This is a genomic window from Streptomyces sp. NPDC088733, from assembly GCF_044751185.1.
In the GTDB taxonomy this organism is placed as follows: Bacteria; Actinomycetota; Actinomycetes; order Streptomycetales; family Streptomycetaceae; genus Actinacidiphila.
On sequence record NZ_JBIVLH010000007.1, the window covers coordinates 109739 to 136386 of the forward strand.

Annotated in this window: 30 protein-coding genes and 1 pseudogene; 15 read left to right on the plus strand and 16 right to left on the minus strand. The window is 74.3% G+C overall.

The annotated features are described in order from the left end of the window. Window positions 1-105 precede the first annotated feature (105 nt). The 4 genes from ACIP64_RS15000 to ACIP64_RS15015 all read right to left on the minus strand — a co-directional run bounded on the left by ACIP64_RS15000 (window position 106) and on the right by ACIP64_RS15015 (window position 2990). Window positions 106-978, minus strand: coding sequence for a helix-turn-helix domain-containing protein (locus ACIP64_RS15000; RefSeq protein WP_401585894.1), 873 nt, complete (start codon window positions 976-978; stop codon window positions 106-108). 69 nt (window positions 979-1047) lie between these two features. Continuing rightward, a complete protein-coding gene (locus ACIP64_RS15005) occupies window positions 1048-1899 on the minus strand; it encodes an LLM class flavin-dependent oxidoreductase (protein ID WP_401586505.1) in 852 nt (283 codons plus the stop codon). A 190-nt stretch (window positions 1900-2089) separates the two neighbouring features. Beyond that, a complete protein-coding gene (locus ACIP64_RS15010; protein WP_401585897.1) occupies window positions 2090-2584 on the minus strand; it encodes a cupin domain-containing protein in 495 nt (164 codons plus the stop codon). Window positions 2585-2621: 37 nt separating this feature from the next. Beyond that, on the minus strand, window positions 2622-2990 hold the full coding sequence (locus tag ACIP64_RS15015) for a DUF4267 domain-containing protein (protein ID WP_401585898.1): 369 nt from the start codon (window positions 2988-2990) through the stop codon (window positions 2622-2624). Between the two features lie 90 nt (window positions 2991-3080). Between ACIP64_RS15015 and ACIP64_RS15020 the strand changes: the two genes are divergently transcribed. Both ACIP64_RS15020 and ACIP64_RS15025 read left to right on the plus strand, forming a co-directional pair. Beyond that, the gene (locus ACIP64_RS15020; RefSeq protein ID WP_401585899.1) at window positions 3081-3653 is read left to right on the plus strand and encodes a TetR/AcrR family transcriptional regulator; all 573 of its coding nucleotides are present in this window, start codon (window positions 3081-3083) and stop codon (window positions 3651-3653) included. A 97-nt stretch (window positions 3654-3750) separates the two neighbouring features. Further along, complete coding sequence (locus ACIP64_RS15025; protein ID WP_401585902.1) at window positions 3751-4446, plus strand: hypothetical protein; 696 nt, start codon at window positions 3751-3753, stop codon at window positions 4444-4446. 26 nt (window positions 4447-4472) lie between these two features. Here ACIP64_RS15025 and ACIP64_RS15030 read toward each other — a convergent pair whose 3' ends face one another. From ACIP64_RS15030 to ACIP64_RS15040, 3 genes are all read right to left on the minus strand, one after another. Continuing rightward, entirely contained in the window at window positions 4473-5279 is an 807-nt protein-coding gene (locus ACIP64_RS15030; protein ID WP_401585904.1) for a GMC oxidoreductase, read from the minus strand. Between the two features lie 122 nt (window positions 5280-5401). Continuing rightward, window positions 5402-6763 (minus strand): APC family permease, encoded by a 1362-nt coding sequence (locus ACIP64_RS15035; protein WP_401585907.1) that lies wholly within the window; start codon window positions 6761-6763, stop codon window positions 5402-5404. Between the two features lie 17 nt (window positions 6764-6780). Further along, complete coding sequence (locus ACIP64_RS15040) at window positions 6781-7656, minus strand: carbon-nitrogen hydrolase family protein (protein WP_401585910.1); 876 nt, start codon at window positions 7654-7656, stop codon at window positions 6781-6783. A 102-nt stretch (window positions 7657-7758) separates the two neighbouring features. On the opposite strand from ACIP64_RS15040, the gene ACIP64_RS15045 reads away from it, so the two are divergent. Next, on the plus strand, window positions 7759-8559 hold the full coding sequence (locus ACIP64_RS15045) for a FadR/GntR family transcriptional regulator (protein WP_401585913.1): 801 nt from the start codon (window positions 7759-7761) through the stop codon (window positions 8557-8559). Between the two features lie 10 nt (window positions 8560-8569). Here the strand turns inward: ACIP64_RS15045 and ACIP64_RS15050 are convergent, their stop codons facing one another. Then, window positions 8570-8833: a UBP-type zinc finger domain-containing protein gene (locus ACIP64_RS15050; RefSeq protein ID WP_401585916.1), complete on the minus strand. Its 264-nt coding sequence runs from the start codon at window positions 8831-8833 to the stop codon at window positions 8570-8572. A 280-nt stretch (window positions 8834-9113) separates the two neighbouring features. Here ACIP64_RS15050 and ACIP64_RS15055 point away from each other — a divergent pair, with 280 nt between their 5' ends. Beyond that, the gene (locus tag ACIP64_RS15055) at window positions 9114-9941 is read left to right on the plus strand and encodes a LysR family transcriptional regulator (protein ID WP_401585919.1); all 828 of its coding nucleotides are present in this window, start codon (window positions 9114-9116) and stop codon (window positions 9939-9941) included. On the opposite strand, the gene ACIP64_RS15060 is transcribed toward ACIP64_RS15055, so the two are convergent. Further along, complete coding sequence (locus tag ACIP64_RS15060; RefSeq protein ID WP_401585922.1) at window positions 9905-10771, minus strand: alpha/beta fold hydrolase; 867 nt, start codon at window positions 10769-10771, stop codon at window positions 9905-9907. The two genes, ACIP64_RS15055 and ACIP64_RS15060, sit on opposite strands and share 37 nt — an antisense overlap. 188 nt (window positions 10772-10959) lie before the next feature. Here ACIP64_RS15060 and ACIP64_RS15065 point away from each other — a divergent pair, with 188 nt between their 5' ends. Both ACIP64_RS15065 and ACIP64_RS15070 read left to right on the plus strand, forming a co-directional pair. Next, window positions 10960-11454, plus strand: coding sequence for a CGNR zinc finger domain-containing protein (locus ACIP64_RS15065; protein ID WP_401585925.1), 495 nt, complete (start codon window positions 10960-10962; stop codon window positions 11452-11454). Window positions 11455-11527: 73 nt separating this feature from the next. Further along, window positions 11528-12034, plus strand: coding sequence for a DinB family protein (locus ACIP64_RS15070; protein WP_401585928.1), 507 nt, complete (start codon window positions 11528-11530; stop codon window positions 12032-12034). Window positions 12035-12087: 53 nt separating this feature from the next. Here the strand turns inward: ACIP64_RS15070 and ACIP64_RS15075 are convergent, their stop codons facing one another. The 5 genes and pseudogenes from ACIP64_RS15075 to ACIP64_RS15095 form a co-directional block, all read right to left on the minus strand. After that, entirely contained in the window at window positions 12088-12558 is a 471-nt protein-coding gene (locus tag ACIP64_RS15075; protein ID WP_401585930.1) for a hypothetical protein, read from the minus strand. Between the two features lie 292 nt (window positions 12559-12850). Beyond that, window positions 12851-13012: pseudogene (locus ACIP64_RS15080) on the minus strand (polysaccharide deacetylase family protein); the annotation flags it as partial. Window positions 13013-13104: 92 nt separating this feature from the next. After that, window positions 13105-13842: a polysaccharide deacetylase family protein gene (locus ACIP64_RS15085; RefSeq protein ID WP_401585932.1), complete on the minus strand. Its 738-nt coding sequence runs from the start codon at window positions 13840-13842 to the stop codon at window positions 13105-13107. Beyond that, window positions 13835-14791 carry a DMT family transporter gene (locus ACIP64_RS15090; RefSeq protein ID WP_401585935.1) on the minus strand — a complete coding sequence of 319 codons (957 nt, stop codon included), beginning with the start codon at window positions 14789-14791 and terminating at the stop codon, window positions 13835-13837. The genes ACIP64_RS15085 and ACIP64_RS15090 overlap by 8 nt, the downstream gene beginning before the upstream one ends. Window positions 14792-14795: 4 nt before the next feature. Next, entirely contained in the window at window positions 14796-15611 is an 816-nt protein-coding gene (locus ACIP64_RS15095; protein ID WP_401585938.1) for an SDR family NAD(P)-dependent oxidoreductase, read from the minus strand. A 199-nt stretch (window positions 15612-15810) separates the two neighbouring features. Here ACIP64_RS15095 and ACIP64_RS15100 point away from each other — a divergent pair, with 199 nt between their 5' ends. Then, window positions 15811-16974 (plus strand): galactosyldiacylglycerol synthase, encoded by a 1164-nt coding sequence (locus ACIP64_RS15100; RefSeq protein ID WP_401585941.1) that lies wholly within the window; start codon window positions 15811-15813, stop codon window positions 16972-16974. A 36-nt stretch (window positions 16975-17010) separates the two neighbouring features. Then, window positions 17011-17733: a class I SAM-dependent methyltransferase gene (locus ACIP64_RS15105; protein WP_401585943.1), complete on the plus strand. Its 723-nt coding sequence runs from the start codon at window positions 17011-17013 to the stop codon at window positions 17731-17733. On the opposite strand, the gene ACIP64_RS15110 is transcribed toward ACIP64_RS15105, so the two are convergent. Further along, window positions 17717-18208 carry a hypothetical protein gene (locus ACIP64_RS15110; RefSeq protein ID WP_401585946.1) on the minus strand — a complete coding sequence of 164 codons (492 nt, stop codon included), beginning with the start codon at window positions 18206-18208 and terminating at the stop codon, window positions 17717-17719. The genes ACIP64_RS15105 and ACIP64_RS15110 overlap by 17 nt on opposite strands. Before the next feature lie 184 nt (window positions 18209-18392). Between ACIP64_RS15110 and ACIP64_RS15115 the strand changes: the two genes are divergently transcribed. From ACIP64_RS15115 to ACIP64_RS15145, 7 genes are all read left to right on the plus strand, one after another. Next, the gene (locus tag ACIP64_RS15115) at window positions 18393-19148 is read left to right on the plus strand and encodes an SDR family oxidoreductase (RefSeq protein ID WP_401585948.1); all 756 of its coding nucleotides are present in this window, start codon (window positions 18393-18395) and stop codon (window positions 19146-19148) included. Then, a complete protein-coding gene (sigJ, locus tag ACIP64_RS15120) occupies window positions 19145-20035 on the plus strand; it encodes an RNA polymerase sigma factor SigJ (RefSeq protein ID WP_401585951.1) in 891 nt (296 codons plus the stop codon). The genes ACIP64_RS15115 and sigJ overlap by 4 nt, the downstream gene beginning before the upstream one ends. 40 nt (window positions 20036-20075) lie before the next feature. Further along, window positions 20076-20540: a hypothetical protein gene (locus ACIP64_RS15125; RefSeq protein WP_401585953.1), complete on the plus strand. Its 465-nt coding sequence runs from the start codon at window positions 20076-20078 to the stop codon at window positions 20538-20540. Between the two features lie 417 nt (window positions 20541-20957). Further along, window positions 20958-22022 (plus strand): ABC transporter substrate-binding protein, encoded by a 1065-nt coding sequence (locus tag ACIP64_RS15130; protein WP_401585955.1) that lies wholly within the window; start codon window positions 20958-20960, stop codon window positions 22020-22022. A gap of 47 nt (window positions 22023-22069) precedes the next feature. Beyond that, on the plus strand, window positions 22070-23074 hold the full coding sequence (locus ACIP64_RS15135; RefSeq protein WP_401585958.1) for a FecCD family ABC transporter permease: 1005 nt from the start codon (window positions 22070-22072) through the stop codon (window positions 23072-23074). Beyond that, window positions 23071-24165: a FecCD family ABC transporter permease gene (locus tag ACIP64_RS15140; RefSeq protein ID WP_401585960.1), complete on the plus strand. Its 1095-nt coding sequence runs from the start codon at window positions 23071-23073 to the stop codon at window positions 24163-24165. Before ACIP64_RS15135 ends, ACIP64_RS15140 begins: the two co-directional genes overlap by 4 nt. Then, window positions 24162-24992 carry an ABC transporter ATP-binding protein gene (locus ACIP64_RS15145; RefSeq protein ID WP_401585963.1) on the plus strand — a complete coding sequence of 277 codons (831 nt, stop codon included), beginning with the start codon at window positions 24162-24164 and terminating at the stop codon, window positions 24990-24992. Before ACIP64_RS15140 ends, ACIP64_RS15145 begins: the two co-directional genes overlap by 4 nt. Before the next feature lie 15 nt (window positions 24993-25007). Here ACIP64_RS15145 and ACIP64_RS15150 read toward each other — a convergent pair whose 3' ends face one another. Continuing rightward, a complete protein-coding gene (locus ACIP64_RS15150; protein ID WP_401585965.1) occupies window positions 25008-26636 on the minus strand; it encodes an ABC-F family ATP-binding cassette domain-containing protein in 1629 nt (542 codons plus the stop codon). Window positions 26637-26648 lie beyond the last annotated feature (12 nt).

The window sequence follows — 26648 nt, forward strand, 5'->3', positions numbered from 1 at the left end:
CGGCCGCCGACGGGGGGCCAGAGACGCTTCGACCGTAGGAGACGCCTGCCTGGGACCGGCGTTACCAGGCAGCCGGGGAGCGTGCGCCGGGGCCGCGGGCGTGCGTCAGCGCCGCGCGGCCGCCGGGGCCGAGGACCACGTGGCCAGGAAGCGCAGCGCCTCGGCGGACGGCGTGTCCGGCTGCGCGGTGTAGACGAAGACCGTCCGGTCGGGCTCGTCCCCCAGTACAAGGCTCTGGAAGTCGAGCGTCATCGCGCCCGCGACCGGGTGCCGGAAGCTCTTGGTGCCCACCGCCCGCGTGCGCACCCGGTGGTCCGACCACCAGCGGCGGAAGTCGCGATCGGCGGCGGACAGCTCCGCGACGAGTGCGAGCAGCCGCGGGTCCCCGGGGTCGTGGGCCGTGCCCATGCGCAGATATCCCACGCACTCGCGCGCCACGTGCCGCCAGTCCGCGTACAGCTCACGGTACGAGGGGTCCAGGAACGCCAGCCGCACGAGATTGCGCTCGTCCTCCGGGAGGGCGCCGAAATCGGTCCCCAGGAGAGCCGCGCCGAGCGCGTTCCACGCCAGTACGTCCAGCCGGGGCCCCAGGAGCAGCGCGGGGAAGGCCCAGCCGTCGAGCAGGGTCCGGGTCTGCGGCCGCACGGCGGACGCGGCCGGCTGCGGCGCCGGCGCGTGGGACGCCGCGCCCGCCTCGGCGACCCGCAGCAGGTAGTCCCGCTCGTCGGGGCGCAGCCGCAGTGCCCGCGCGAGCGACTCCAGCACCGTCGTCGACACGTTGGCCGTGCGGCCCTGCTCCAGGCGCACCACGTAGTCGACACTGACGTTCGCCAGTTGCGCCAGCTCCTCGCGCCGCAGCCCCGGCACCCTGCGGTGCCGCCCGTCGTCGGGCAGACCCGCCTCGACGGGGTGCACCCGCGCGCGGCAGGCCCGCAGGAAGTCGCCCAGGGTCGGGTTCGAGGCATTGCGCTGACTCATACCTCGATTATCGGCGCTCGGCCGCGCTGCCGGAACGGGCCGCCGGGCCGGACGCCCGGCGGCCCGGCCTCAGAAGGCCGCGTCCGCGAGCCGGGCGACCTGGTCCGGATCAGGCGACCAGCAGTAGAGCATCACCTCGTCGGCGCCGAGGGCGGCGAACGCGGCGACGGCCTCGCGGACCGCCCGCTCCGTGGTCAGCAGGCCGGCGGCGATCCCGGCGGCGTGGCCCGTAAACGCGTAGTAGGCGCCGATGCCCGCGCGCGCCTCCTCGACCACGGCCTCCGTGCCGAGCGCGACATTGACCTGGGCCAGCAGGCGCGGGCCGCCCACCCGGCCGTGGGCCGCCCAGGCGCGCTCCACGTCCCGGAAGAGCCGGTCCATCGACCGCGGGGGCAGCCCGGCGCCGATGAAGCCGTCACCCCAGCGGGCGACGCGCTCGGTCACGGCGGCGGCGAAGCCGCCGAAGAGCACTTCGGGACCGCCGGGTGTGGCCGGCGCGGGGCCGATCGGCCCGATGCCCGTGCTGTGGTCCTCGCCCGCCCAGGTGCGGCGCAGCGCCGCCATCTGCGCGTCGAGCCGGCGTCCGCGGCGCCGCGGGTCGGCACCGGCGGCGAGGTAGTCGTCCTCGCGGCCGCCGACCCCGATGCCCAGGGTGAACCGGCCGCCGGAGAGCCGGTCCAGCGTGGCCGTCTGCTTGGCCAGGAGTGCGGTGGTGTGCAGCGGCGCGATGAGGACCTCGGTCTGGAGCCGGATCCGGGTCGTCGCGCCGGCCAGCAGGGCGAGAGTGACCAGCGGTTCGGGATTGCCGTACACCAGGCGGTCCAGCAGGCCGAGCGTGGTGAAAGGACCCGCGTCGGCGCGCCGCGCCCAGGACAGCAGTCGGGAGGGGTCGTCGACGGGGAGGCCGAGGCCGATCTTCATGGTGCGGTTCTCCTTCGGGAGGGCAGGCGTCATCGCTGCCGCCCCTCCGAGGCCCCGCACCCGTGGTGCGTTCGTGCTCCCGCTCTGCGGCGTCGTTCCAGGGAGCATGCTGTGTGAAGTGCCCTTACCGTATCCGGGCGTGCCCGGGCCGGCCAACGGGATTTCCCCCTGGCCGGCCGGCGTGGCACCGTCAGGAACGGGCCTCCTTCCAGGGGGCGCTGGTCTCGAAGTAGGTGTCGTAGAGCTCCTGGACGTCCAGCAGGGACTCCGGCGGCACCTTGCCGTAGGCGATGCGCTCCAAGTGGCGGAAGTACTCGAAGCGTTCGACACCCGGGGTGATCACGATGAGGATGTCGGCGCTGTGGCCGGGGGCGGCGGCGAAGGCGTGGGCGAGGCCGGGCGGGACGATCACGAGGTCGCCGCGCTCGGCGGTCACGACCTGTTCGCCGGACAGGAGTTGGGCGGTACCGTCGAGCAGGTAGAAGAGCTCGGCGGAGTTGGCGTGGTGGTGCGGATTGGCCCCGTTGGCGCCGTCGGTGAGCGTGACGCGCTGAGTGGACAGCGCCCCGCCGGTGGCACTGCTGTCGGCCAACAGCCGGATGGTCGTGGGGGCGTGGCCGATGACCTCGGCATCGGCGGTGCGGACGACCACGGACTCGGTGAAGCCGGGAACGATCAAAGACACGGCCGGATCCTTTCGGCGCAGGTCGGTGGGACGACGGTCAGACGGCGAAGAGCAGGGCGGCGCTGATCAGTACGACCACGGCGGTCGCGAAGTGGATCCCGAACGCGACGGCCTTGGTGCCGCCGTTGCGGAGCACTATCAAGGTGTCACCGAGCGGCAGCAGGGCGACGACCAGCATGTACCACGCCTCGGCCTCGGCGCCCACGAAGGCCAGAAGTGCCAGGCCGAGCAGGCCGTAGGCGCCGTCGCGCAGGCCCTTGACGGTCAGGTAGGCGCCGCCGGCTCCCTCGGCCGGGACGCCGTAGCCGGCGGCCGCCGCGCGCGGGGCGAAGAGGAAGCGGCCCCCGATGAAGAGGACGAACAGGTTGAGCACGACGGCGAGCGAGTAGGCGACGGTGCTGAGCATGTTTCCCCCTGCGTTGGCTAGCGTTGCTAGGAACAAGAATGACGCTAGCAGAGCGTCGACATGAAATCTAGCGCTGCTAGAATCGAGGCCATGACCATCCGGACGCGCCGGGAGCGCGAACGTGCCGAGCGGGAAGCGCTGATCATCACGGCGGCCCGCGAACTCGCCGAGGACGAGGGCTGGGACGCGGTGACGACCCGGCGGCTCGCCGAGCGCGTCGAGTACAGCCAGCCGGTTCTGTACAGCCACTTCAAGGGCAAGGACGCCATCATGGCGGCGGTCGCGGTGGAGGGATTCGCCGACCTGGCCGAGGAGTTGCGCGCGGCCCGCGTCGCGGCGCCCGGGGCCCGCGGCGCGCTCGCCGGTGTGAGCGCGGCCTACACCGGCTTCGCCGAGCGGCGCCCGGCCCTGTACGACGCGATGTTCGGCCGGGCCGTGGACCTGCCGTTCGCCACGCCGCAGGCTCCGGCGGCCCTCCATGCCTGCTTCGGCGAACTCGCCGAGGCCGTCCGCCCGCATGCCGGACAGGACGATCCGGGCCTGCTGACGGAGACGTTCTGGGCCGCGCTGCACGGCCTGGTGACCCTCACCCGGGGCGGGCGCCTCCCCCGCGAAGGGCACGCCGACCGCCTCGCGCTCCTGCTGGCCCGGTTCACGAACTGACCGCCCCCCGTGCGCAACCGGCCGCTCCCCCGAAGGCGTCCTGCGCGGTGGGGAGCCGTGTGGGGGGCCGCATGCAGTTCATCCCGAGCTGGCGGGGGTGCGTTCCGCGGTCGTCCGCTTCCGCAGGCGCGGCAGTGGGCTGTCCTTCGTGCTCTTCCCGATGGTGCACCTGGGGGAACGTTCCTTCTACGACCAGGTCACCGCCCGCCTGCGCACCCTGTGCGACCTGGTGATCGCCGAGGGCATCAGGGGCGAGTCGCCCACCACGGAGGCGCTCACGCAGTCCTACCGGCGGCTGGACGGCGTCGAACGGCTCGGCCTGGTCGTGCAGGACATCGACTACGACGCGCTGGGCGTGCCGGTGGTGTGCCCGGACATGACCGGCGAGGAGTTCGAGAGCAGGTGGCGGCACGTCCCGTTCAGGGAGCGGGCCGCGGTGGCCGCCCTGGTGCCCGTCTACGCGGCGGGGATGCGGCTGCTCGGCACGCGGCGGTTCATGGCCCGGCACCTGCGCACCGAGGACCTGCTCACCGACGCCGAGGAGGCCGCCGCCGACGTCATGACGGGGATGGAGGACGTGATCCTGCACCGGCGGGACCGCCTCCTGCTGGACGCGGTGAAGGAGTTCCACCGCGCCCATGGCGGCCGCAAGGAACCGTTCACGGTCGGCATCGTCTACGGCGCCGAGCACATGCGGGCGGTGGCCCCGGCACTGGCCGACCTCGGCTACCGCACGGCCGAGTCCGAGTGGCTGACGGTGTTCGCCCTCGACCCGCCGCGCCGCCGGCCGTGACCGCCGGTCCGCCGACGCCCCGCGGCTCACGCGTCGCGTTCCCGGGCGATCAGCTCGGCCGCGCGTTCCCCGATCATCACGGACGGGGCGTACGTGTTGGCGTGCGTGATGGCGGGCATGACGGACGCGTCGGCGACGCGCAGCCCCGTGGTGCCGTGCACGCGCAGATCGGGTCCGACGACCGACTGCTCGCCGTCGCCGGCACGGCAGGTGCTCGCGGGGTGGTTGATGGAGACCGTGGACTCCCGGGCGGACCGCAGCAGTGACGCGTCGTCCGTCCCGGTGGGGAACGACGCGGGACCGATGAGCGCCCGCATGATGGGGCTCGCGCACATCTCCAGGGTCCTGCGCAGCCCTTCCACGACCACCTCGCGCTCCGCCGCCGCGGCGTAGTAGCGCGGGTCGACGAGCGGGGCGGCCGCCGGGTCCGCGGAGGCGAGCCGCACCGTGCCCCGGCTCCGCGGCGCCACGAGCGTGACCAGGCAGGAGAAGCCCGGTGTGCTGATGCCCAGCAGGTCCATGAGCATCGGGGTCAGCTCGATGTCCGGGGCCTGCGCGCCGTCCGCGTGCCGCGCCGGCGCGATGCGGGCCGGACCGTCGACCTCCCCCCGCTGTCGTCGGCGCCGCCCTTCCGCGCGCCGGACGACGAGTCTCCTTCGCTGGCGCTCCGGACGAGCCCTGCGCGGGCAGTAGTGGATCGCCGGTTCGACGTCCGGCCCGGACCGGCTCCTGGGAGCGCGGCCGGGCCTGGACGAACGGCCGGAGGTCGTCCACGTCGCCCAGGACCGGCCGGCGAGACTGCACCTCGTGGCCAGTGGCTGCGGGCTGACCACCCTGCCCTCTGCGGCGGGCCCCAGGAGCGCCAGCGCCTGCTGCCGGAACGGCTCGGCTCCCGCGGCCGCCGGCCGAACCCGCGGCCCTGGACCCCGGAGCGCTGCCGGAACCGTGAAGCCGGCTACACGGGCTCCGGCGCGCTCTGCTTCTCGTCGAACGTCATCTCCGGCGGCGGGGTGCGGAACCCCCGGGTCAGCCACGCCAGGTACACCACCCCGAGGAACAGCCAGATCGCGCCGAGGGTCAGTGCCTTGCCGTCGAGGTGGAACAGCAGCCACAGGTCGATCAGCGCGCCGGCGGCGGGCACGACGGCCCAGGCGAAGGGGCTGGGGGCCTGCCCGGCGCGGCGCTTGCGCAGGTACGTCGCGATCACGCTGAGGTTGACGAAAGTGAAGGCGGTGAACGCCCCGAAGTTGATGAAGGACGTCGAGGTGGCCACGTCCAGGCGGAGCGCGACGAGCCCGACGGCACCCGTGAGCAGGACGTTGAACGCGGGCGTGAGGTAGCGGGGGTGGACGTAGCCGAAGAGCTTGCGCGGCAGGACGTTGTCGCGGCCCATCGCGAACAGCAGGCGGGAGGTGCTGGCCTGGGCGGCGACACCCGAGGCGAACTGGGCGACGACGAGTCCGGCGAGGAAGACCGAGGAGAAGAGGTCGCCGCCAATGGTCCTGGCGATCTCGAAGGCCGCCGAACTGGGGTCGTCGAAGTGGCTGCCGGGGTGGGCGAGTTGGGTGGTGTACGCCAGGGCGATGAAGATGCCGCCGCCGATGAGCGCGGTCAGCATGATGGCGCGCGGCATCGTCCTGCGGGGCTCGATCGTCTCCTCGGTGAGCGTGGTGACGGCGTCGAAACCGAGGAAGGAGTACGCCGCGACGGCCGCACCGCCGGAGATGCCGGCCAGGGTGGTGGCGCCGTTGTGGAAGGGGGTGGTGCTGAACAGGCCGCCCGCGCCGCCTGTGTGGAAGACGTGGCGCAGCGAGAGCAGCGCGAAGATGACGATGACGAGGATCTGAAAGGCCATCAGCAGGGAGTTCGCGCGGTCGGCCGCCTTGATGCCGAGCAGGTTGAGCAGGGTCGTGACGGCGATGAAGGCGATGATCCACACCCACATCGGCACCCCCGGCCACTGCGCCTGGAGGTAGGCGCCGCCGATCAGCCAGATGACCATGGGCAGGAAGAAGTAGTCCAGCAGGGTCGCCCAGCCGACGAGGAATCCGGCCCGCCCGTCGATGGAGCGCCGGACATAGGTGTAGGCGGAGCCGGCGACGGGGTGCTCCGCGGCCATCTTGCCGTAGCTGTAGGCGGTGAACAGCATGGCGACCAGCGCGAGCGCGTACGCGGTGGGCACCGCGCCGCCGGTCTTGTCGGCGACGACGCCGAAGGTGCCCAGCACGATCAGCGGCGTCATGTAGGCCAGGCCGAAGGAGACGACGGCTCTGAGCGTGAGGGTGCGGGCCAGCGCGGGCGCGGCTTGCTGGGTCATGGGTGGGCTCCGGGGGGTCAGCCGCGGCGGGCGGGAGGCCAGCTGCGCGGGTCTATGCGGCCGTCGTAGAGGGGGAGTTCGATGGGCCGGTCGGTGTCGGAGAACTGCGACCACATGCGGTTGAGCCCGGCGGTGCCGTAGGTGCGCACGCGCGTCACCTCGTCCAGGTCGAGCACATCGGTGAGGACGGCCGCGGCGCTGTCGGGCGTCCCGGTGCGGACCCGGCCCTCGGGGTCGACGACGAGGCTGCGGCCGGTGCCGACGGGGCCGGCGGTGTTGACGCTCGCGACGAAGACCTGGTTGGTGATCGCGGTGGCGCGGGCGAGGACGAGTTCCTGGTCGCGGTCGGACGTCGTGGTCATCACGGGATTGACGATCATCTCGGCGCCCATCCACGCCAGATGGCGGGCGACTTCGGGGAACCAGGCGTCGTAGCAGATGGAGAAGCCCACCCGGCCGGCCTCGGGGATGTCGAAGACCACGAACCGGTCGCCCGGGGTGTAGGGCTCGCGGGGCCTCCAGGGGAAGATCTTGCGGTACTGCGCCACGAGCCGCCCCTCCGGGGAGAAGGCGAGCGCAGTGTTGAACAGCTCGCCCTCCGGGCCGCGTTCGCAGATGCTGCCGGGCAGCAGCCACACGCCGAGGTCACCGGCGAGCTCGCCCAGCTCCCGCACCAGCCGGCCGTCCAGCGGCTCCGCGGCATCCCGCAACTGCCGCTCGCTCTCCGCCCCGCCGCCGTCCACCCCGAACAGGTGCAGTTCGGGGAAGACGAGCAACCGGGTCTGCGGGAAGCGCTCCAGCAGGGCGCCCGCCTCCGCCGCGAAGCCGGGGACGGGTGCCCCGGCGGGACGGGGCGGGGCCTGGGAAAGAGCCACGGGCAGTGGTCGGGACATGGGCTCACCTGCTTCTTCCGAGTGCAGTGGAAATTAGAGCATTCTGATCAGATAAACAAGAGTGCTCAAGGTGAGATGTTTTCCGGTACTACAGTCGGTCCCATGCCCGACACGGAGAACGACACGGCGAACGCCGCGGCGCGCGGCGCACAGGGCGACGGCGGCGCCGGACCGGCACTCAGCACGCCCGCCCTCAGCGGCATCCGCCGGCTGTCCGCCCTGGACACCGTGCGGGCCCGGATAGCGATGGCCGTCGACCTCGGCCTGCTCGCGCCCGGTGAACGGCTGCCGCCCACCGCGGAGATCGCCGCCGCCCTGGACGTGGGTGAGATCACGGTCCGCCGCGCCCTGGTGGCCCTGTGCGACGACGGACTGCTGGAGCGCCGCCGCGGCCGCAACGGCGGCACCCTGGTCGCCGAGCACCCCGCCAGGGACGCGGTCGGCGCGGTCGGCACCTACCGCTCCGACACCGCCGCCGTCCGCCGGCTGATCGACCACCGGCTCGTCCTGGAGTGCGGCATCGCCCACCTCGCCGCCGGCCGCGCCGGCGAACCCGCGCTCCGCGAACTCGACGCCCTGGTCGACCGGATGGACCGTGCCACCGGCTGGGCGGAGTTCCACAGCTGCGACGAGCGCTTCCACCTCGCGGTGGCCGCCGCGACGGGCGTTGCCGCCGCCGTCGACCCGTACGCGGCCGTCGTCCGCGACCTCTACCGCTACTACCTGCCGTACCCGATGGCCGCCCTGCGTGCCTCCAACGAGGAGCACCGCGCACTGGTCCGCGCACTGCGCAAGGGCGACGCCGCCGCGGCGGCCGAGGTCGCCCGGCACCATGTGGAGTCCCTCCACCGGACCATGTTCATCGGCCTCGCACAGGCCGGAGACCCGGTCGCCGGGCCCTGAACGGCCGGCGTCAGCCCGCGGTGCCGTGCACGAAGCACCACCGCCACGTCTCACCCGGCTGGAACGAGCGGATCACCGGGTGCCCGGAGGCCGCGTAGTGCGCGCTGGCGTGCTTGCCGGGCGAGCTGTCGCAGCAGCCCACCCGCCCGCAGGCCAGGCACAGCCGCAGATGCACCCAGTCATGCCGGCCGTGCGCCAGGCATTCGGCGCAGCCGTCCGCCGGCGGCAGGGGCGCGATGTCCGCCGGCGCCTCGTCGAGTTCGGCACAGTCCATGCTTGCCACCCGCGTCTCACCAGGTAGACGGCCCGCCCCGGGCCCGGGGCGGGTGGCTTTCCAGGCTACGCGCACCCGCCCTGGCCCGCGGGGCGGGCGGCGTCCCGGGCGACCTCGACCACCACCCGGCCCGGGACACCACCCGCGCCCCGGGCCCGGCGGCACGCGGCCCGCGGTGTCCATCACCGCGTCCGCTCCCCCGGACACCGGCGCCCTGACGCGAACGGCCCGTCCGGGGCCGCGGGATGATCGCTTTGACAAGCATGCATACCCTGAAGGTATGGATCGACTGGAGACCCGTGAGCTGGTCTACTTCGTCGCCGTCGCCGAGGAGCTGCATTTCGGCCGTGCCGCCGAGCGGCTGGGCATCGCACAGCCGCCGCTGTCGCGCGCCATCGGCAGGCTGGAGCGGCGGGTCGGGGTGCGGCTGCTGGAACGCAGCAGCCGCCGCGTCGAGCTGACGGAAGCGGGCGCGGTGTTCCTGGAGGAGAGCCGCAGGTCGCTGGACGGCCTCGACGCACTGGTGCGCCGCACGCGGCGGGCCGCCGCACCGGCCCGCCTGGTGCTCGCGGTGCGGCCCGGCACCGCGTCGGGGCTGCTCGGTGAACTGGTGCGCGGCGGCGAGGGGCCGGCGGTCGACCTGGTCTTCACCCACGACCAGCCCGCCGCGCTGCGGGACGGCAGCGCTGACGTCGCCGTGCTGTGCGCCGGCACCGACGACCTGACCGGGCTGCGGACCGCCGACCTCACCGAGGAGGAGCCGGTCGCCCTGCTCCCGGCCGGGCACGCCCTCGCGGCGCGCGCGTTCGTGACCACGGCCGATCTGCGGCACGAGGCGGCCTACCAGGGCGAGTGCCCGGCCGCCACGCTGGACGAGATCGTCGACCGCGTGGCGCTCGGCCGCCTCGTCGCCGTGGTGGGCTCGACCGCCGCCGGACGGATCGGGCCGTCGGCCGTGGCCGTCCCGGTGGCGGACCTGGCGCCGACGCGGGTCGTCCTGGCCTGGCCCGAGCGGGTCTCCCGCCCCGACGTCGCCGACTTCGTCCGCGGTGCCCGGGCCGCCGCCGCGGCTCAGGACGTGATGCGCCCGAGGAAACCGCGCATGTAGCCGGCGATCGTGTCGAGCTGGCTCTCCAGGGCGAAGTGCCCTGCGTCGAGCAGGTGGACCTCGGCGTCGGGGAGGTCGCGGAGGAACGCGCGGGCGCCGTCCGGGCCGAAGATCTCGTCGCCCGCGCCCCACACGGCCAGCAGCGGGACCTGGCTGCTGCGGAAGTACTCGTGGACGGCCGGGTACATCTCCGCGTTCCGGGGGTAGTCCCGGAACAGCCGCAGCTGGATCTCGTCGTTGCCGGGCCGGTTCAGCAGCGCCAGGTCGTGCAGCCAGGTGTCGGGGCTGACCAGGCTCGGCTCCGGGACGCCGTTGAGGTACTGCCAGCGGGTGCCCTCCTCGCTCAGCGCGAACCGCGCCCCCTTCTCGTTCTCGGGGTTCGGATCGGCGGCGAAGGCCCAGACCGTCTTCCAGAACTCCTCGACGAAGCCCTCGGTGTACGCGTTGCCGTTCTGGCTGACGATGCCGGTGATCCGGGCGGGGGCGCGCAGCGCGAGGCGCCAGCCGATCGGGGCGCCGTAGTCCTGGACGTACAGGGCGAAGCGCTCGACGCCGAGGTGTTCCAGGAGCCCCTGCGTGATGTCGGCGAGGGCGTCGAAGGTGTACGGGAACTCGTCCGGGGACGGCATGGCGGACTGGCCGAAGCCGATGTGGTCGGGCGCGATGACCCGGTACCGGTCGGCGAGCAGCGGGATCAGGTTGCGGAACATGTGCGAGCTGGTCGGGAAGCCGTGCAGCAGCACGATCACGGGGGCCTCGCGCGGTCCGGCCTCCCGGTAGAAGACCTCCTGCCCGGCGACGGTGACGGTGAGATGACGTACGGGAACCATGATCTGACCTCCGAAGACTCTCTGTGCGGTTAGCTCCAGCCAAGCCCATGCACACTAACCTGTCAATTCGATTGATGAGGTTAGGAGTGTTTGCGTCTGGCCCTGACCCGCCCGGTGCTTTCCAACCTGGACGACGCCTTAAGCTGGTGAGACCTCCCCGCACCGGGGGGGACGGAAGGGAGACCGGAATGGCCGACAGCGAGTTCCTGCTCGCCCTCCTCAACAGCCGGCCGGTCGTGCACGGCGAGCAGCAGGACGCCCTGGCCGGGGACGACGCCGGTACGGCCTGGCTCCGCGACCGCGGCGGCACGGGGACCCCGGCGGAGCTCACCGCGGTGCGACGGGCCCGGCACCTGCTCGACGAGGTCGTACGCGGCGAGAGCACCGCCCAGGTCCTCGCCGAGGTACTGCGCGGCGTGCACCAGGTGCCCGCGTTCGGCACCGGCGCCCTCGACTGGGAACTCGTCGTCCCCGACGACGCCCGCCTCGCGGTGCACAGCGTCCTGGCCTGGGACGAACTGCGCCGCACCGCCCCCGGGCGCCTGCGGGCGTGCGCCAACCCGGAGTGCCGGCTCTTCCTCGTCGACCGCAGCCGCGCGAACCAGGCCCGCTGGTGCTCCATGGCCACCTGCGGCAACCGCATGAAGGCCCGCCGCCACTACGCCCGCGGCCGCGCCACGTAGGCCGCGCCGCCCAACACCGGGCCCCCCGCGACCTGTTGACCCTGGGCCGCACGCCCCGTGGCATGATGCCGCGATGGACGCTCAGCGGCGGACCCCGCCCTCGACCACGGCAGGCGACCGCGCCTCCCTCGTCGGTTTCCTCGACCACCAGCGCGAGACCCTCGCGATGAAGTGCGCCGGACTGACCGGCGACCAGCTCCGCGAGAAGGCCGTCCCACCCTCCGGGCTCTCCCTTCTCGGACTGGTGAGGCACGCCGTCGAGGTGGAACGCACCTGGTTCCGGCTCGTGTGGGGCAAGGCGGAGATCGGGCCGTACTGGGGGCCGGCGAGGAACGGCGCGCACGCCGAGTTCGATGTCGAATCCGCCGACCCCGACGAGGCGTTGGCGGCCTGGCACCGGGAGTGCGCGCACTCCCGCGCCGTCGTGGACGCCGCCGCGTCCCTGGACGAGGCCGTTCGATGGCGCGACGAGACGTTCAGCCTGCGCTACATCGTGACGCACATGATCGAGGAGTACGCGCGCCACAACGGCCACGCCGACCTGCTGAGGGAGCGCCTCGACGGCAGCACGGGCGAGTGAGCCCGCGGCCCCGCTCGGGGCGCGGCGGCTCCCGGACGCCGGGGCGTCCGGGGTCACCCGGTGAGCGGGCCGTCCCACAGCTCGTAGGTCGAGGAGTGCGGCCACCACGGCTTCCGGTTGAGGTAGGTGATCGTCAGCGTCGTGTAGCGCCGCAGATGCGGATCGCCGGGCCAGGCCACGTTGCCGGAGAGCCGCACCGTGACCGCGAACGTGTGGAAGGTCCCGGCGGCGCAGTACGGATCGCAGTCGTTGACCTCCTCGTACCCCGAGCCGACGGCCGAGTCGCGGTCCCAGCTCGTCCAGTAAAGGCCGCCGAGGCGGTCGTTGCCGTCTCCGCAGGCGAGCAGGACGTCGCCCGGGATGACCCGTGGCTGGCCGAAGCAGTTGACGAGGACGGTGGCGTACGTCGCCGCGCCGGGGGTGTTCCGCGGGCCGGCGGCGGATGCCTGCGTGGGCGCGAGTGCCATCGCGGTGGTGAGACCGGTGGCGGCGGCCGTGAACGCGAGGGTGCGGAGGAGTGGCATGGCGTTCTGCCTTCCTGGCCGCTGCCTGGTGCGGTAGCAGTCGGGTGCGAAGGTCGGCGACGGGTCCCGCCGCCGGTGGTGCGTTCGCGAGGGGGCGTGACGGGTGTGACGGCCCCCTCGGGCGGCAGTCGTACCACTGCGAACTCACGGTCCTACAGGGGGCGGCGGCTCGCAACCCGGCTCCGCCACACCCCCGTCGGCACCCTGATGACCTGCCGTTTCCCGGGCTTTGGCCCTCCCTCAGATCCCGGCCGAACCCGGTCGCGCACCGCGCACCCGCGGTCACCCGCCGTCATCGGCGGGACGCGCCCCGCACCCCGTGCTCCGCGAGCGGACCCACCGTCAGACCCGCCGCACGGCACCCGGCAACGAGTTCCGGCAGGGCGGCGAGCGCGGCCCGCCAGCTGCCGGGGGCCGAGGCGCGGTCGGAGTCGTGGAGGAGCACGGTGCCTCCCGGACCGAGGCCGGCACGTACCGTCCTCAGCACCGGGTTCAGGCCCGCCCGCGCGGCGGCGGCGCGCACCGCGCACCCGCGGTCACCCGCCGTCATCGGCGGGACGCGCCCCGCACCCCGTGCTCCGCGAGCGGACCCACCGTCAGACCCGCCGCACGGCACCCGGCAACGAGTTCCGGCAGGGCGGCGAGCGCGGCCCGCCAGCTGCCGGGGGCCGAGGCGCGGTCGGAGTCGTGGAGGAGCACGGTGCCTCCCGGACCGAGGCCGGCACGTACCGTCCGCAGCACGGACTCCGCGGTGGCCTCGGCCGTCCAGTCGCGGCCCCACGCCGTCCACAGCACCGGGGTCAGGCCCGCCGGCGCGGCGGCGGCGAGCCGGCCTCCGGTGAGGATGCCGTACGGGGGCCGGTACCAGCGCGGCACGCTGCCGGTGGTGTCGCGGACCGCCGCCGCGGAGCGCAGCAGCGCGGCGCGGTCCCGTCCCGGGGCGGGCAGCCAGGGACGGGTGTGCGTCCAGCCGTGGACGGCGAGTTCGTGGCCTCGCCGCACGGTCTCGCGGGCGACCGCGGGATGCCGCAGCACGCTCGCGCCGAGGACGAAGAAGGTGGCCCGGACCGACAGTTCGTCGAGCGCGTCGAGGAAGCGCGGTGTGGAGCGCGGGTCGGGGCCGTCGTCGAAGGTGAGGGCGACATGGTCGGCGCGGCCGAGTCCGGCCAGCGCCGGGAAGGCCCGGCGGCGCAGCCCGGGCAGCCAGGTCGCGGCCGGGACGATGTGCGTGGCCGCGAGCAGCAGCGCGGCCGCGCCGGCCCGGCCGGCCGCCGCGCTAGTCACGGCGCGCCGTCCGCGCCGGGGCCGGCGTGCGTTCGCGCTCGGGCGTGTCCCAGCCGCCTGCGAGCGCGGGCGACCGGGAGAGCCCGACCACCCCGGCCGCCATGAGCGCGGCCCCCACGATCTCCGGGACGAGGTGGGCCCCCAGCGCTATCCGCTCCTCGAACAGCACCCACCCCAGGGCGACGCTCAGCAGCGCGTCCCCGAGGGTGAGGGCGGGCTGCGAGGCGGCGAGGGTGCCCGCCCGCAGGGTGGCCTGGAGCATGACCAGGCTGAGCAGGCCGACCGCTGCGGCGGCGTACAGCTGCCAGGCGGTGACCAGCGCGCCGAGGCCGTCCGGGATGCGTCCGGTGACGTCCTTGATCAAGGCCGCGGTGCAGGCGAAGCCGGTCGCCGTGGCGCAGCCGAGCACGACGGCCCGGGCCGCCGCCCCGCGCAGCGCGCGCCCGGCGAGCCACAGGACGGCAGCCAGCACGGCCAGCGGCGGGCCGGCGCGCAGCCAGGCGCCCGTGACGGCCGTGGGCTGCCCCTCGGAGGGCGCTGCGGCGGCCAGGAACACGGCGAGCCCGGCGGCCAGCGCGAGGAACCAGAGCCAGGTACGGCCGTCCGGGCGGTGGGAGAAGACGACGCTGCCCGCCATCAGGGTGAACAGCAGCTCGGTCGCCATCAGCGGCTGGACGACGGAGAGCCGGCCCACCGCGAGCGCGGTCGCCTGGAGCACACCGGACAGGGCGAGCGCGGCCATCCCGGCCGCCCACAGGGGGCGTCCGACCAGCCGCAGCACGGGCCGCACGATCCCGGGCCCGCCCCGCCTTCCGCCGCCGCGGCCGGGCGCGCCGTCCCGCCGCTGCTCGTCCTGCTGCAGGTTGGCCTTGCGCTGGAGCACCGAGGCCGCGCCGTTCGCGCAGGCCGCCAGCAGGGCCAGCACGATCGTCAGGACGTGCGCGTCCACGGTCTCATCCGTACTTGCCGGCCATCCGGCGGTAGACCCCGGGCAGCAGGCCGCGCACCATCACCGGCACGCGCAGCCAGCCGGGCACGTACACCTCGGCGCGGCCCCGGCGCACCGCGTCGCTCACCGCGGCCGCGACGCGCTCGGCGGGCACCGGCCGGGGCCGGGACCGCTTGTAGGCCACGCCCCGGTGGGCGAAGAAGGGCGTGTCCACCACGCCCGGGATCACGTGGGTGACCCGTACCCCGCTGCCCGCGAGTTCGTACCGCAGCGACTCCGCGAACGTGCCGAGGGCCGACTTGGCCGCCGAGTAGACCGCCTCCTCGCGCACGCCGACGGTCCCGGCGAAGGAGCCGATCATCACGATGTGCCCGCTGCGCCGCGCCAGCATGCCGGGCAGCGCGCGCCGGACGAGTTCCATAGCGGCCAGCACGTCCACGTGGAAGACCCGCTCGACCGCGTTCTGCGGCATCGACACGAACGGCCCGGCCCAGCCGATGCCGGCGCCGACCACGAGGAGGTCCATGTGGCCGGTGGCGAGCAGGGCGTCGCGCACCAGCCGCTCGGGGCTCCCGGGGTCCTCCAGGTCGGCCCGCAGGGCGGTGGCCGCGGTGCGCTCCGCGACGGCACCGAGCCGTTCCCGGTCGCGGCCGCTGACCAGCAGGCGCCATCCGTCGGCCGCGAGGCGGTCGGCGACGGCGGCGCCGATGCCCGACGACGCCCCGGTCACCAGCGCGACGGGGGCCGGCGCGCCGGGCGGCACCGGCCTGCCGGACAGAGCGCGTTCGGCGCTGATCGCTTTGGACGGGTGAGTGGTCATGGGCGTCGCTTTCTGTCGCTGCCGCGGACGCGGGGCAGATGGCGCTCCGTTTCCCCGGAACGTGTCCCTCCGGTCTCAGTAAAGCGCCCGAACGCCACCCCGGCTCTGCGAGCTTCACCGCCGGAGCGGTGTTTGCCGCGGCGGCACTTCGGATACTCCGATACATCGACGAAATCCGCAGTTCCGCGGAGGTGATCCGGTGACCGGTGCCGACATGCCGCACCGACCCCATGAGGAACCCGCGCGCCCCCGGGTCCTCGTGATCAGCGCGTCCATGGGCGCGGGCCACGACGCGGTCGCCCGCGAACTCGGCGCGCGGCTCGCGGACCGCGGCGCGCACACGGTCCGGACCGACGTCCTCGACCTGCTGCCGGCACACACGGGCGCGGCCCTGCGCTCCTTCTACCGCGCCTCGATCCTGCACCTGCCGCTGCTCTACGCGGGGATCCACACCGCCTTCCTGCGGTCCGGAACGGGGCAGCTGCCGGGCCCGGGCGGGCTGGCGGCGCTCGCGGAGGGGCGCCTGTCGGAGGTGGTCGGGCGCGAGCGGCCGGACCTCGTCGTCCCCGTCTTCCACCTCGCGGCGCAGCTCACGGGCGGGATGCGGGCGAAGGGCTCGCTGCGTGTGCCCAGCGCGGTGGTCGTGACGGACTTCGACGTCCACCGGCAGTGGCTGCACCCCGGCAACGACCTCTACTGCTGCCTGACCGAGGACGCCGCGCGCACCGCGCGGAAGGCCACCGGACGGCCCGCCGCGGCGACCGGCGCCCTGGTGGCGTCCCGTTTCCTGGCCCCGGCCCCCGGTGCGGAGCGGTGGCGGCGCACCTTCGCGTCCCGGGCGCCCGGGCGGCCGGTCGTGCTGCTGGCGGCGGGCGCCTGGGGCGCGGGCACCCAGCTGGCCGGCACCGCCCGGCTGCTGGCGGGGGCCGGCTACCTGCCGGTGGCGATGTGCGGGGGCAACGCGCGGCTGCGGGCCCGCCTCGCGCGGGTCGCGGGCACCGTCGCGCTCGGCTGGGAGGACGACGTCCCGGGCCTGATGGCCGCGGCAGACGCCCTGGTGGACAACGCGGCCGGGCAGACGGCGCTGGAGGCCCTGGCGATGGGGCTACCGGTGATCGGCCACCGGCCCATCCCGGGCCACGGCAAGGCGGGGGTGCGGCGGATGGCCGCACTCGGGCTGACCCGCTGGGCTCCCGACCCCTGGTCGCTCGTCGACGCCCTGGACCGGGTCGCCGATCCCGGCGGCCGCGGCGGCCCCCGTGTCCGCGGTGCCGCGGCGGCGGAGCTGTTCGCCAGGGACACCACCGACCTGCTGTTCTCCGTTTGTTCACGTGTTCCGGCGACACTCAGTGGGGCCGAGTAGCTGCGCCCGGAGCCTCGTCCTCCGTAGCATCAGCGCATGGCCACCCTCTGGGAACTCATGAACGACTGCATTCCCAACGATCACGCACGGCAAGTGACCTCGCGGTACTACCTCGACGAGGCCATGACCGCCAAGGACGCACCCGACCGGGTCGTGGATCTCGGCTGCGGTCGGGGCACCTCGGCCGGGGTGTTCCGCAAGCACGACCCGAAGGTGCGGTGGGTGGGCGTCGACATCAGCGGCTCGCCCGAGGCGCAGCAGCGCGCGGCGAGCCGGGACCCGATCGTCTACTACGACGGCATCCGGCTGCCCTTCCGCTCGGGCACGATCCCGCTGGTCTACTCGCACCAGGTCTTCGAGCACGTCTCGCACCCGCGCGAACTGCTCGCGGAGATCGGCCGGGTGATGGAGCCGGGCGGCGTGTTCATCGGCAGCACCTCGCAGTTCGAGCCCTACCACTCCTTCAGCCTGTGGAACTACACGCCGTACGGCTTCCGCGTCCTGGTCGAGGAGGCCGGGCTCGCCCTGGAGGAGATCCGGCCGTCGCTGGACGGGGTCGCGCTGATCATGCGGGCGTACCACGGCCGGCCGCCGGAGTACTCGCGGTACTTCCAGGAGGCGTCGCCGCTCAACTCGGAGATCGACGCCTGGGGGAAGACGACGAAGCGCCGCACCGCCCTGGTGAACCTGCGCAAGCTCACCTACTGCGGGCAGTTCGCCTTCCGCGTGCGCAAGCCCGAGGTCACGGCCGCCGGCTGAACCGCGACCACCACCGCGGTCGGGGCCCGGGCGCCGGGAGACGGAGTCCGAGCCCCACCGCGTACGCGACGAGGCTGTCCTCGGGACCGTTGACGAAGCGCTTCATCACCCGCTGGACCGGCCACACGACCGAGCCGTCCGGCAACCGGAGCGCGACGTTCACCTCGCCCCGCGGATCGTCGTCGTCGGCCTCCCACGTGCCTCCGGCGGCGCGGCGGACGGTCTCGCCGACGTAGGCCCCCAGGGCGAAGAGGACCGCTCCAAGGCGCTCCGCGAGCGGGCCGCCCGCGACGGCGCTGCCCCCGTCGCTGTTCGCGGTCATGAACCGCTCGACCTCGATCAGGCTCGCCGGCGTGAAGTCGGCGCGGTAGCCGTCACCGCGCAGGGCCCGCGCCACCCATGCGGCCTGCACCGGCAGGTCCACCAGGAGCGGGGTGTCCGGCCCGGTGCCGGAGTCGTCCGTGGTCTTCCCCATGAGGCCTCCCCCTCCGCGGTACTCAGGGTCCGCACCGTATCCGCCGCCACCGACAGCGCGGCCCTGCCGGTCGGCCGCCGCCGATGTCACATTCCGGCGCGGCTGTCCCGTCGTATCCGTGTGGGACCTTCCGCGGCCGGATGCCGCGGACCCCGATCAGGGGTGACACGGGAAGGGCGAGGACATGCGCATCGCGGTGGCAGGCGGGACCGGCTGGGTCGGCCGGAAGGTCGTGGAGGCCGTCCGGGCGGCGGGGGACGTGCCCGTGGTGCTGGCACGCTCGACAGGCGTCGACCTCACCACGGGGGCGGGGCTGGACGCGGCACTGGACGGCTGCGCGACGGTGATCGACGTCAGCAACGTGGTGACCACCGGCAGGCGGAAGTCGGTGGCCTTCTTCGACGCCGCCACGACCCGCCTGCTGACCGCGGGCGCCCGCGCCGGGGTCGCCCACCACATCGCGCTGTCGATCGTCGGCTGCGACCGGGTCGGGCTCGGCTACTACATGGGCAAGCGGCGCCAGGAGGAACTGGTCCTGTCCGCGGCCGTGCCACACACGGTCCTGCGGGCCACGCAGTTCCACGAGTTCGCCGCCCAGATGCTGGTGCGCCGGGGCCCGGTGGTGGCGGCGCCGCGGATGCGCAGTCAGCCGATCGCCGCACGCGAGGTCGCCGACGCGCTCGTGACGCTGGCCGGCGCCGCCCCCGCGGGCCTGGCGCCCGACCTCGCGGGACCGGAGGTGCTGGAGATGGACGACATGGTGCGCCGGCTGGCGAGGGCCCGCGGCGACCGCCGGCTCCTCGTCCCCGTCCGGCTGCCGGGGGCCGCGGGCCGGGCGCTCACCGGAGGGGCGCTGCTGCCCGCGGCGGACGGCCCCCGGGGACGGCAGACCTTCGCGGACTGGCTGACCACACCGGACGCCCGGGCGGAGGGCCGGTGAACAGCCGGGCGGCGGAGCTGTCGGTGGCGTACAACGCGGCCCGGCCGCGGCTGGTGCGGGTCGCGTACGCGGTGCTCGGCAGCCGGGCCGAGGCCGAGGACGCGGTCTCCGACTGCTGGCTGCGGCTGGTCGCGGCCGACGCCCGCACCCGCGTGGAGGACGTGGAGGCCTGGTCGACCGTGGCGGTGGCCCGCGTCGCGTTGGACGTGCTGCGTTCCGCGCGGGTCCGGCGCGAGCTGTACCTCGGGCCGTGGCTGCCCGAACCCCTGGTCGAGGCGGGGCCGTTCGAGGGGGACCCGGCCGACCGGGTCACCCTCGACGACACCATCAGCTACGCGCTGATGGTCGTGCTGGAGTCGCTGAGCCCGGCGGAACGGACGGCCTGGGTGCTGCACGACGTGTTCGGCATGCCGTTCACGGAGGTCGCGCGGACCGTGGGCCGGACCCCGGCAGCGGTGCGCCAACTGGCCGTCCGCGCCCGCCGGCACGTCGGCGAGCGGGCGCCGCGCGCGGAGGTGGGGGCCGCCGAGCACGCGGCCGTGGTGACGCGGTTCCTGGACGCGGCCGTCGGGGGCGACCTCGGCGGCCTGCTCCGGGCCCTCGACCCGGACGTCGTCCTGACCACCGACGGCGGCGGCCAGGTGTCGGCGGCGCTGCGCCCGGTGCACGGGGCGGACCGGGTGGCCCGGTTCCTGCAGGGTGTGGCGGCGAAGACGCAGCCGCACGAGCGGATCGGGGTCATCGCCGTCAACGGCGCGCTGGGGATCGGGGTGTTCGACGGTGAACAGCTCACCACGGTCGTGTCGTTCACGGTGGCCGAGGGGCGCGTCGTCCGCGTCGACGTCGTCCGCGCCCCGGACAAGCTGCCGCCCGTGTGCCCCTCCTGACCGGGGGCGGCCTGCGGCTTCGACGAACGGAGAGACCCCCATGACGCTCACGCTGCGCCGCGCCCTGCTGGCGCTGCTCGCCTTCGCCGGCGGGTACACCGGGATCTGGGCCTGTGCCGCCCCGCGGCACTGGTACGCGAACTTCCCCGGCTTCGGGCGCCATTGGCTGCCGCCCCTCGGACCGTACAACCAGCACTTGATCGTGGACGCGGGCGCCATGTTCGTCGCGCTGACCGCGATCGCCCTGCTCGCCCTCGCCCGCGCGCGCGACGACGGGACGGTCCGCACCACCGCCACCGCGTGGCTGGTGTTCAATGTGCTGCACACCGTCTTCCACATGACGCACCTGCACATGTACGGCACGCTCGACAAGGCCCTCAACGCCGCCGGCCTCACCGCCGTGCTGGTCGCGTCCCTGGCCCTGCTGCTGCCGGTGCCCCGCGGCGCCGTACCCGCCCGGCCGCGGACGGGAACAGGGCCCACAGCGGCCGACCGCACCGGCTGACCCCGCGACCGCGCGGATGCCGGGTCACCACGCGGGAACACGGCCCGGCACCGCACCTTCGGGCCCACGGTTCGCTCACCGTGCACGGCACGCTCGGCAGGCCCTCAACGCCGCCTGCTCGTCCGTGTCCCCCGCCTTGCCGCTGCCCGTACCCCGCACCCCTGCGCCCGCCCGGCCGGAAGCCGGGACGAGGCCCGCGGCGGCGGACCGCGCGGGTGCCGGGTCACGACGGGGGACCACGGCCCGGCACCCGCTTCTTCGAGCCTCACCGGCACGCCGCGATTCATGCGTCGCCCCGTGTCATTCCGGGCGCACGGCGCCTTCCGGGACCCCCGCTTGCCTCCTGGGCGCGGGTTCGACATAAGGTAAGGCTCGCCTAATGATTCACAGGCGCACCACAGCTACAGGAGCCTCCACATGTCTCTTCGGCACCGCGGTACCGCCGCAGTCGCCCTGGCCGTCGCCGCCGCACTGTCCCTCGCGGCGTGCGGCAGCGATTCCTCCTCGAACGGGAAGGAGGGCAGCGCCGCCGCGTCCGCGACGGCCGGTTCGGGGTCGAAGGACTCGAAGTCGGTCGCGCAGGGCGGTCAGGACTTCGCCGACGCCGCCGAGAAGACGGCCGCGCTCGGCACCGACGCCAAGCCCGGCCAGTGGCCGCGCACGATCAAGCACGCCATGGGCAGCACCGAGCTCACCGCGCAGCCCAAGCGCGTGGTCGTGCTCGACGTGGGCGAGCTCGATAACGTTGTCTCCCTCGGGATCAAGCCGGTCGGCCTGGCCCCCACGGAGGGTTCGCCGGAGCTGCCGTCGTACCTGAAGAAGGACGCGGGCACGCCGAAGAACATCGGCACCATCAACAGCCTCAACCTGGAGGCCATCGCCGCGCTCAAGCCGGACCTGATCCTGGGCAGCCAGCTGCGTGCCGCCGCCTCGTACGACGAGCTGTCGAAGATCGCGCCGACCGTCTTCTCGATCCGGCCGGGCTTCACCTGGAAGCAGAACTACCTCCTCAACGCCGCCGCGCTCGACAAGACCGCGCAGGCGCAGGCGAACCTCGCCGCGTACGAGAAGCGCGCCAAGGACTTCGGCGCCCGGCTCGGCGCGCACAAGCCGACCGTCTCGATGGTCCGCTACATGCCCGAGGGCAAGATCCGGCTGTACGCGAACGACTCCTTCATCGGCACGATCCTCAAGGACGTCGGCATCCCGCGCCCGAAGAACCAGGACATCGAGGACCTGGCGGCCGAGATCAGCGCCGAGAACATCGACCAGGCGGACGCCGACTGGATCTTCACCGGTGTCTACGGCGACCCGAAGGCCACCGACAAGTCCAAGGCCCAGGGCAACCCGCTGTGGAAGAACCTCAAGGCGGTCAAGGACGGCCACGCCTTCGACGTGGCCGACGAGACCTGGTACCTGGGGCTCGGCGTGACCGCCGCCAACGCGGTGCTGGACGACCTCCAGACGCACCTGACGGCCTGACGGTCTGCCGGTCTGCCGGTCCGACGAAGAGAGAGTGAGCGCGGCGCATGTCGCCACCCACCCGCCGCCGTGCCGCCTGGCTGCTGGCCGGCGTGCTGATGCTGTTGACCGCCGTCCTGCTGAGCCTCGCCGTGGGCAGCCGTCAGATCGCCCCGGGCGAGGTGGTCCAGGCCCTGGTGCACGGCGGTACGAGCAACGACGCCCAGGTGGTGCGGTCGTTGCGGCTGCCCCGCACGGTCATCGGGGTCCTGGCGGGCGCCGCGCTCGCCCTCGCGGGGACGGTCATGCAGGGCATCACCCGCAACCCGATCGCCGAGCCGGGCATCCTGGGCGTCAGCCAGGGCGCGTCGGTGGGTGTGGTGTGCGCGATCGCCTTCTGCGGCGTGCACACCCTGAACGGCTATGTGTGGTTCGCGTTCACGGGCGCCGCGCTGGCGGCGGTGGGGGTGTACGCCGTCGCCAGCGGGGGGCGCGGTGGCGCCTCACCGGTCAAACTCGCCCTCGCCGGTGCCGCGATGAACGCCTTCCTCGCCTCCCTGGTCTCCGGGATCGTCACGACGAACGCCCGGGCCCTGGACGAGTTCCGCTTCTGGCAGGTGGGCTCCATCAGCGGGCGCGGCAGCGAGATCATCGGCCAGATCTGGCCGTTCCTGCTGGCCGGCGTGGTGCTGGTGGCGGCCATGGCCCGCGGTCTCGACGCCCTCGCGCTCGGCGACGACACCGCCAAGGGCCTCGGCCACAACGTGGGCCTGCTGCGCGTGCTCGGCGCGCTGGGGGCGACGGTGCTGACGGGCGCCGCGGTGGCCGCGGTCGGCCCGATCGCCTTCACCGGTCTCGCCGTTCCGCACATCGCCCGTGCCCTGGTCGGCACCGCGCACCGCTGGGTCCTGCCGCTGGCCGCGCTGCTCGGACCGGTGATGATCCTCGGTTCCGACGTGATCGGCCGCATCGTCTTCCCGCCCTCGGAGGTGCCGGTGGCCGTCATGACCGCCCTGATCGGCGTGCCGTTCCTGATCGCGCTCGTGCGGCGCAGGGCGGTGGTGGCGGCATGAGCCTCGACGCCCCTCGGGCGACCGGCACTTCGGCCCGCTCCTCCGTCCGCCCGGCCGGCTACGCCGTCGTCCGCGGCGGACGCGCCAGCTTCCTCGTGCACCGCCGCGCGGTCGTGGTCGCGTCAGTGCTCGCCGTGCTGCTGTCCTGCGCGGTGGTGGCGTACCTGTGCGTGGGCGAGGCCTTCGTCTCCCCCGCGCAGGTCGTCCGCGTCCTGCTCGGGCGGCCCAGCCCCGACGAACTGGTGGTGGGCACCTTGCGCCTGCCGCGGCTGGTCGTCGGGCTGCTGGCGGGGGCCGCGTTCGGTGTGGCGGGGGCGCTGGTGCAGACCGTCGCACGCAACCCGCTGGCCAGCCCCGACGTCATCGGCGTCACGCACGGCGCGGGCGCGGCCACCGTCGCCGCCATGAGCTTCAACGCCGTCGCGTACGACGTGCTGCCGTATGTCTCCGTCGCGGGCGGCCTGTCGGCGGCGCTGATCGTCTACGTCTTCGCCTGGCGGCGCGGTCTGCACTCCTCGCGGTTCGTGCTGGTGGGCATCGGGGTGTCCGTCGCGCTCGGCTCGCTGACGCAGTTGTTCCTCACCAAGGGCGACTACTTGGTGGCCCAGCAGGCCAAGGTCTGGCTGACCGGCTCGCTCAACGGCCGCGGCTACGAGGAGGCCGGGCCGCTCGGGCTCGTCCTGCTGATCGGCGTCCCCGCGGCGCTGTGGGCGGCGCGGGTCCAGCGCGGCGTGTCCTTCGACGACGACACCGCGACCGCGCTCGGCGTGCGCCTGGACCGGGTCCGCCTCGGCCTGACCGCGCTCGGCGTGGTCCTGGCGTCGGTGGCGACGGGCGCGGCGGGACCGGTCGACTTCGTCGCGCTGCTCGCCCCGCAGATCGCCCGCCGGCTCACCCGCACGGCCCAGATCCCGCTGCTGTCCTCGGCGTTGAGCGGCGCCCTGGTCGTCGTGGTCGCGGACCTGCTGGCCCGCCGTCTGTTCTCCCCGATCGAGCTGCCGGTCGGCGTGCTCACCGCCGCGGTGGGCGCCCCGTACCTGATGTGGCTCATCGTCCGCACCCGCAGCCGTTCCGGAGGCACCTCGTCATGAGCCCTACGCCCACCAGTCGCCTCGCGGCGCAGGACCTCACCCTGGCGTACGAGGACCGCACCGTCGTCGAGGGCCTGGACCTGGAGATCCCGGACGGCCGGGTCACGGTCGTCGTCGGGCCCAACGCCTGCGGAAAGTCGACCCTGCTGCGGGCCCTGGGCCGGCTCCTCAAGCCGCGCCGCGGCACGGTGCTGCTGGACGGCACCGAACTCGCCCGCGTCCCCGGCCGGCAGATCGCCCGGACCATCGGTGTGCTGCCGCAGTCCCCCACCCCGCCGGACGGCATCACGGTCGCCGATCTCGTCGCCCGCGGCCGCCAGCCGCACCAGCGGTGGTGGCAGCAGTGGTCGGAGGCCGACGAGCGGGCCGTCGCCGACGCCTTGGAGCGCACGGACACCGCCGACCTCGCCGACCGCCCCGTGGACGAGCTCTCCGGCGGCCAGCGGCAGCGGGTGTGGATCGCCATGGCCCTGGCCCAGGACACCGACCTGCTGCTCCTCGACGAGCCCACGACCTATCTGGACATCGCCCACCAGGTCGAGGTGCTCGACCTGGTCCGCCGGCTCAACCACGAACGCGGCCGGACCGTCGTCGCCGTGCTCCACGACCTCAACCAGGCCGCCCGCTACGCCGACCACCTGGTCGCCATGAAGGCCGGCCGCATCGTCGCCCAGGGCCCTCCGGAGGACATCGTCACCGCCGAACTGGTCCAGGACGTCTTCGGCCTCGCCTCCGTCGTCGTCCCCGACCCCGTCACGGGAGGGCCGCTGGTCGTCCCCACCCGCGCCTGGCAGCCCGCGCCGCCGCAGGGGACCCGGGCCGGCTGATCGCGCCCCGGCCCGTCACGACCCGCCGCCGCCCAGCCGCAGTTCGCGGCCCGGCCAGCGGGAGCGCAGGCGGCGGTCGTGGGTGGCGACGACAACGGCGCCGGGGCCCGCGCCAAGTGCCTCCTCCAACTCGTCGCACAGCCGGGGCGAGAGGTGGTTGGTGGGCTCGTCCAGCAGGAGGAGTTCCGGCGGGTCGGCGACGAGCAGCGCCAGTGCCAGGCGGCGCCGCTGGCCCACGGAGAGGTGGGCGACCGGCTTGCCGAGTTCGGCCTCGGCGAGCAGGCCGAGCGAGAGCAGGGGCACGGCCTCGGCGCGCTCGGGGCCGAGAGCCGCGTCGTAGGTCTCCGCGGCCGTGCGGTCCGGCCGCGCGAAGGCCGTGTCCTGGGTGAGCAGCCCGACGCGCAGGGCGCCGCGCCGCCGGACGGTGCCGGAGCCGGCGACCGTCCGGCCCGCGAGTACGGCCAGCAGGGTCGACTTGCCCGCGCCGTTGGCACCGGTGACCAGCAGACGGTCGTGCGCCGCGACGTCGAGGAGCGCGAGGCGGAGGCGGCCGGGCACATGGAGGTCGCGCAGTACGACCAGCGGTCCTTCGGCGGAGGAGGGCGTGGCGAGGCCGCCGGTGCGCAGCCGCAGCGGCTCCGGCGGGGGGCCGGTCCGCTCGCGCTCCAGCCGGTCCAGACGACGGGCGGCGTCGCGGACGCGCCGGGAGACCTGGTTCTGCACGCGGCCCGCGCGGTGGCCGTACCCCATCTTCTCGTTGTCGCGTTTGACGTGGTCGTGGGCGACCTGGTGCGCGGTCACGGCGACCTGGCCGCGCAGGGCGGCGATCTCGGCCTGCTGCTCGGCGAACCGGCGCTGCCGGCGCTCCCGTTCGGCGTTCCGGTGGGCCAGGTAGGCGCTGTAGGTGCCGCCGAAACGGATGGGGCCGCCGGGCGCGGGGTCGAGGTCGATCAGGTCGGTGCAGACGGCGTCGAGGAAGGCCCGGTCGTGACTGGCCAGCACCACCGCCCCCGGCAGTGCGCGCAGTTGCTCCTCCAGGAAGGCGGCCCCGGCGTCGTCCAAGTGGTTGGTCGGCTCGTCGAGCAGCAGCGCCGGAGGCCTCCTGACCAGCAGTGCGGCCAGGGCCAGCCGGCCGCGGCCGCCGCCGGACAGATGGGCGAGGGGCAGGTCCCGCGGGACGTCGCCGAGGCCGAGTCCGGCGAGGACGATCCACGCACGCCGGTCGGCGTCCCAGCTCTCGCGGTCCTGGGCGGCCTCCAGCCGCCCGGCGTACGCGTCCAGCAGGGCGCCGTGGGCGGGGTCGTCCGCGGGGGTGCCGGCCAGCGCACGGGTGAGGCGGTCGAGTTCGGCCAGGTCCTCGCGGGCCTCGCGCAGCGCGTCGTCGAGCACGTCGGCGACGGTCGCCGTCGCCGCGAAGGGCAGTTCCTGCCGCAGGAAGCCGAGGCCGGGCGGGCGGACGACGGTGCCGGCGTCGGGTTCCTCCACCCCTGCGAGGAGCCTGAGCAGGGTCGACTTGCCGGAGCCGTTCTCGCCGATGAGGCCGATCCGGCGGCCCGGCGGGGCGGTCAGGGAGACACCGTCGAGGACGCGCCGCGTCCCGAGGACGCGGACGAGGTCGTGGGCGGACAGGGCGTGTTCGGGCATGCGGACCACCGG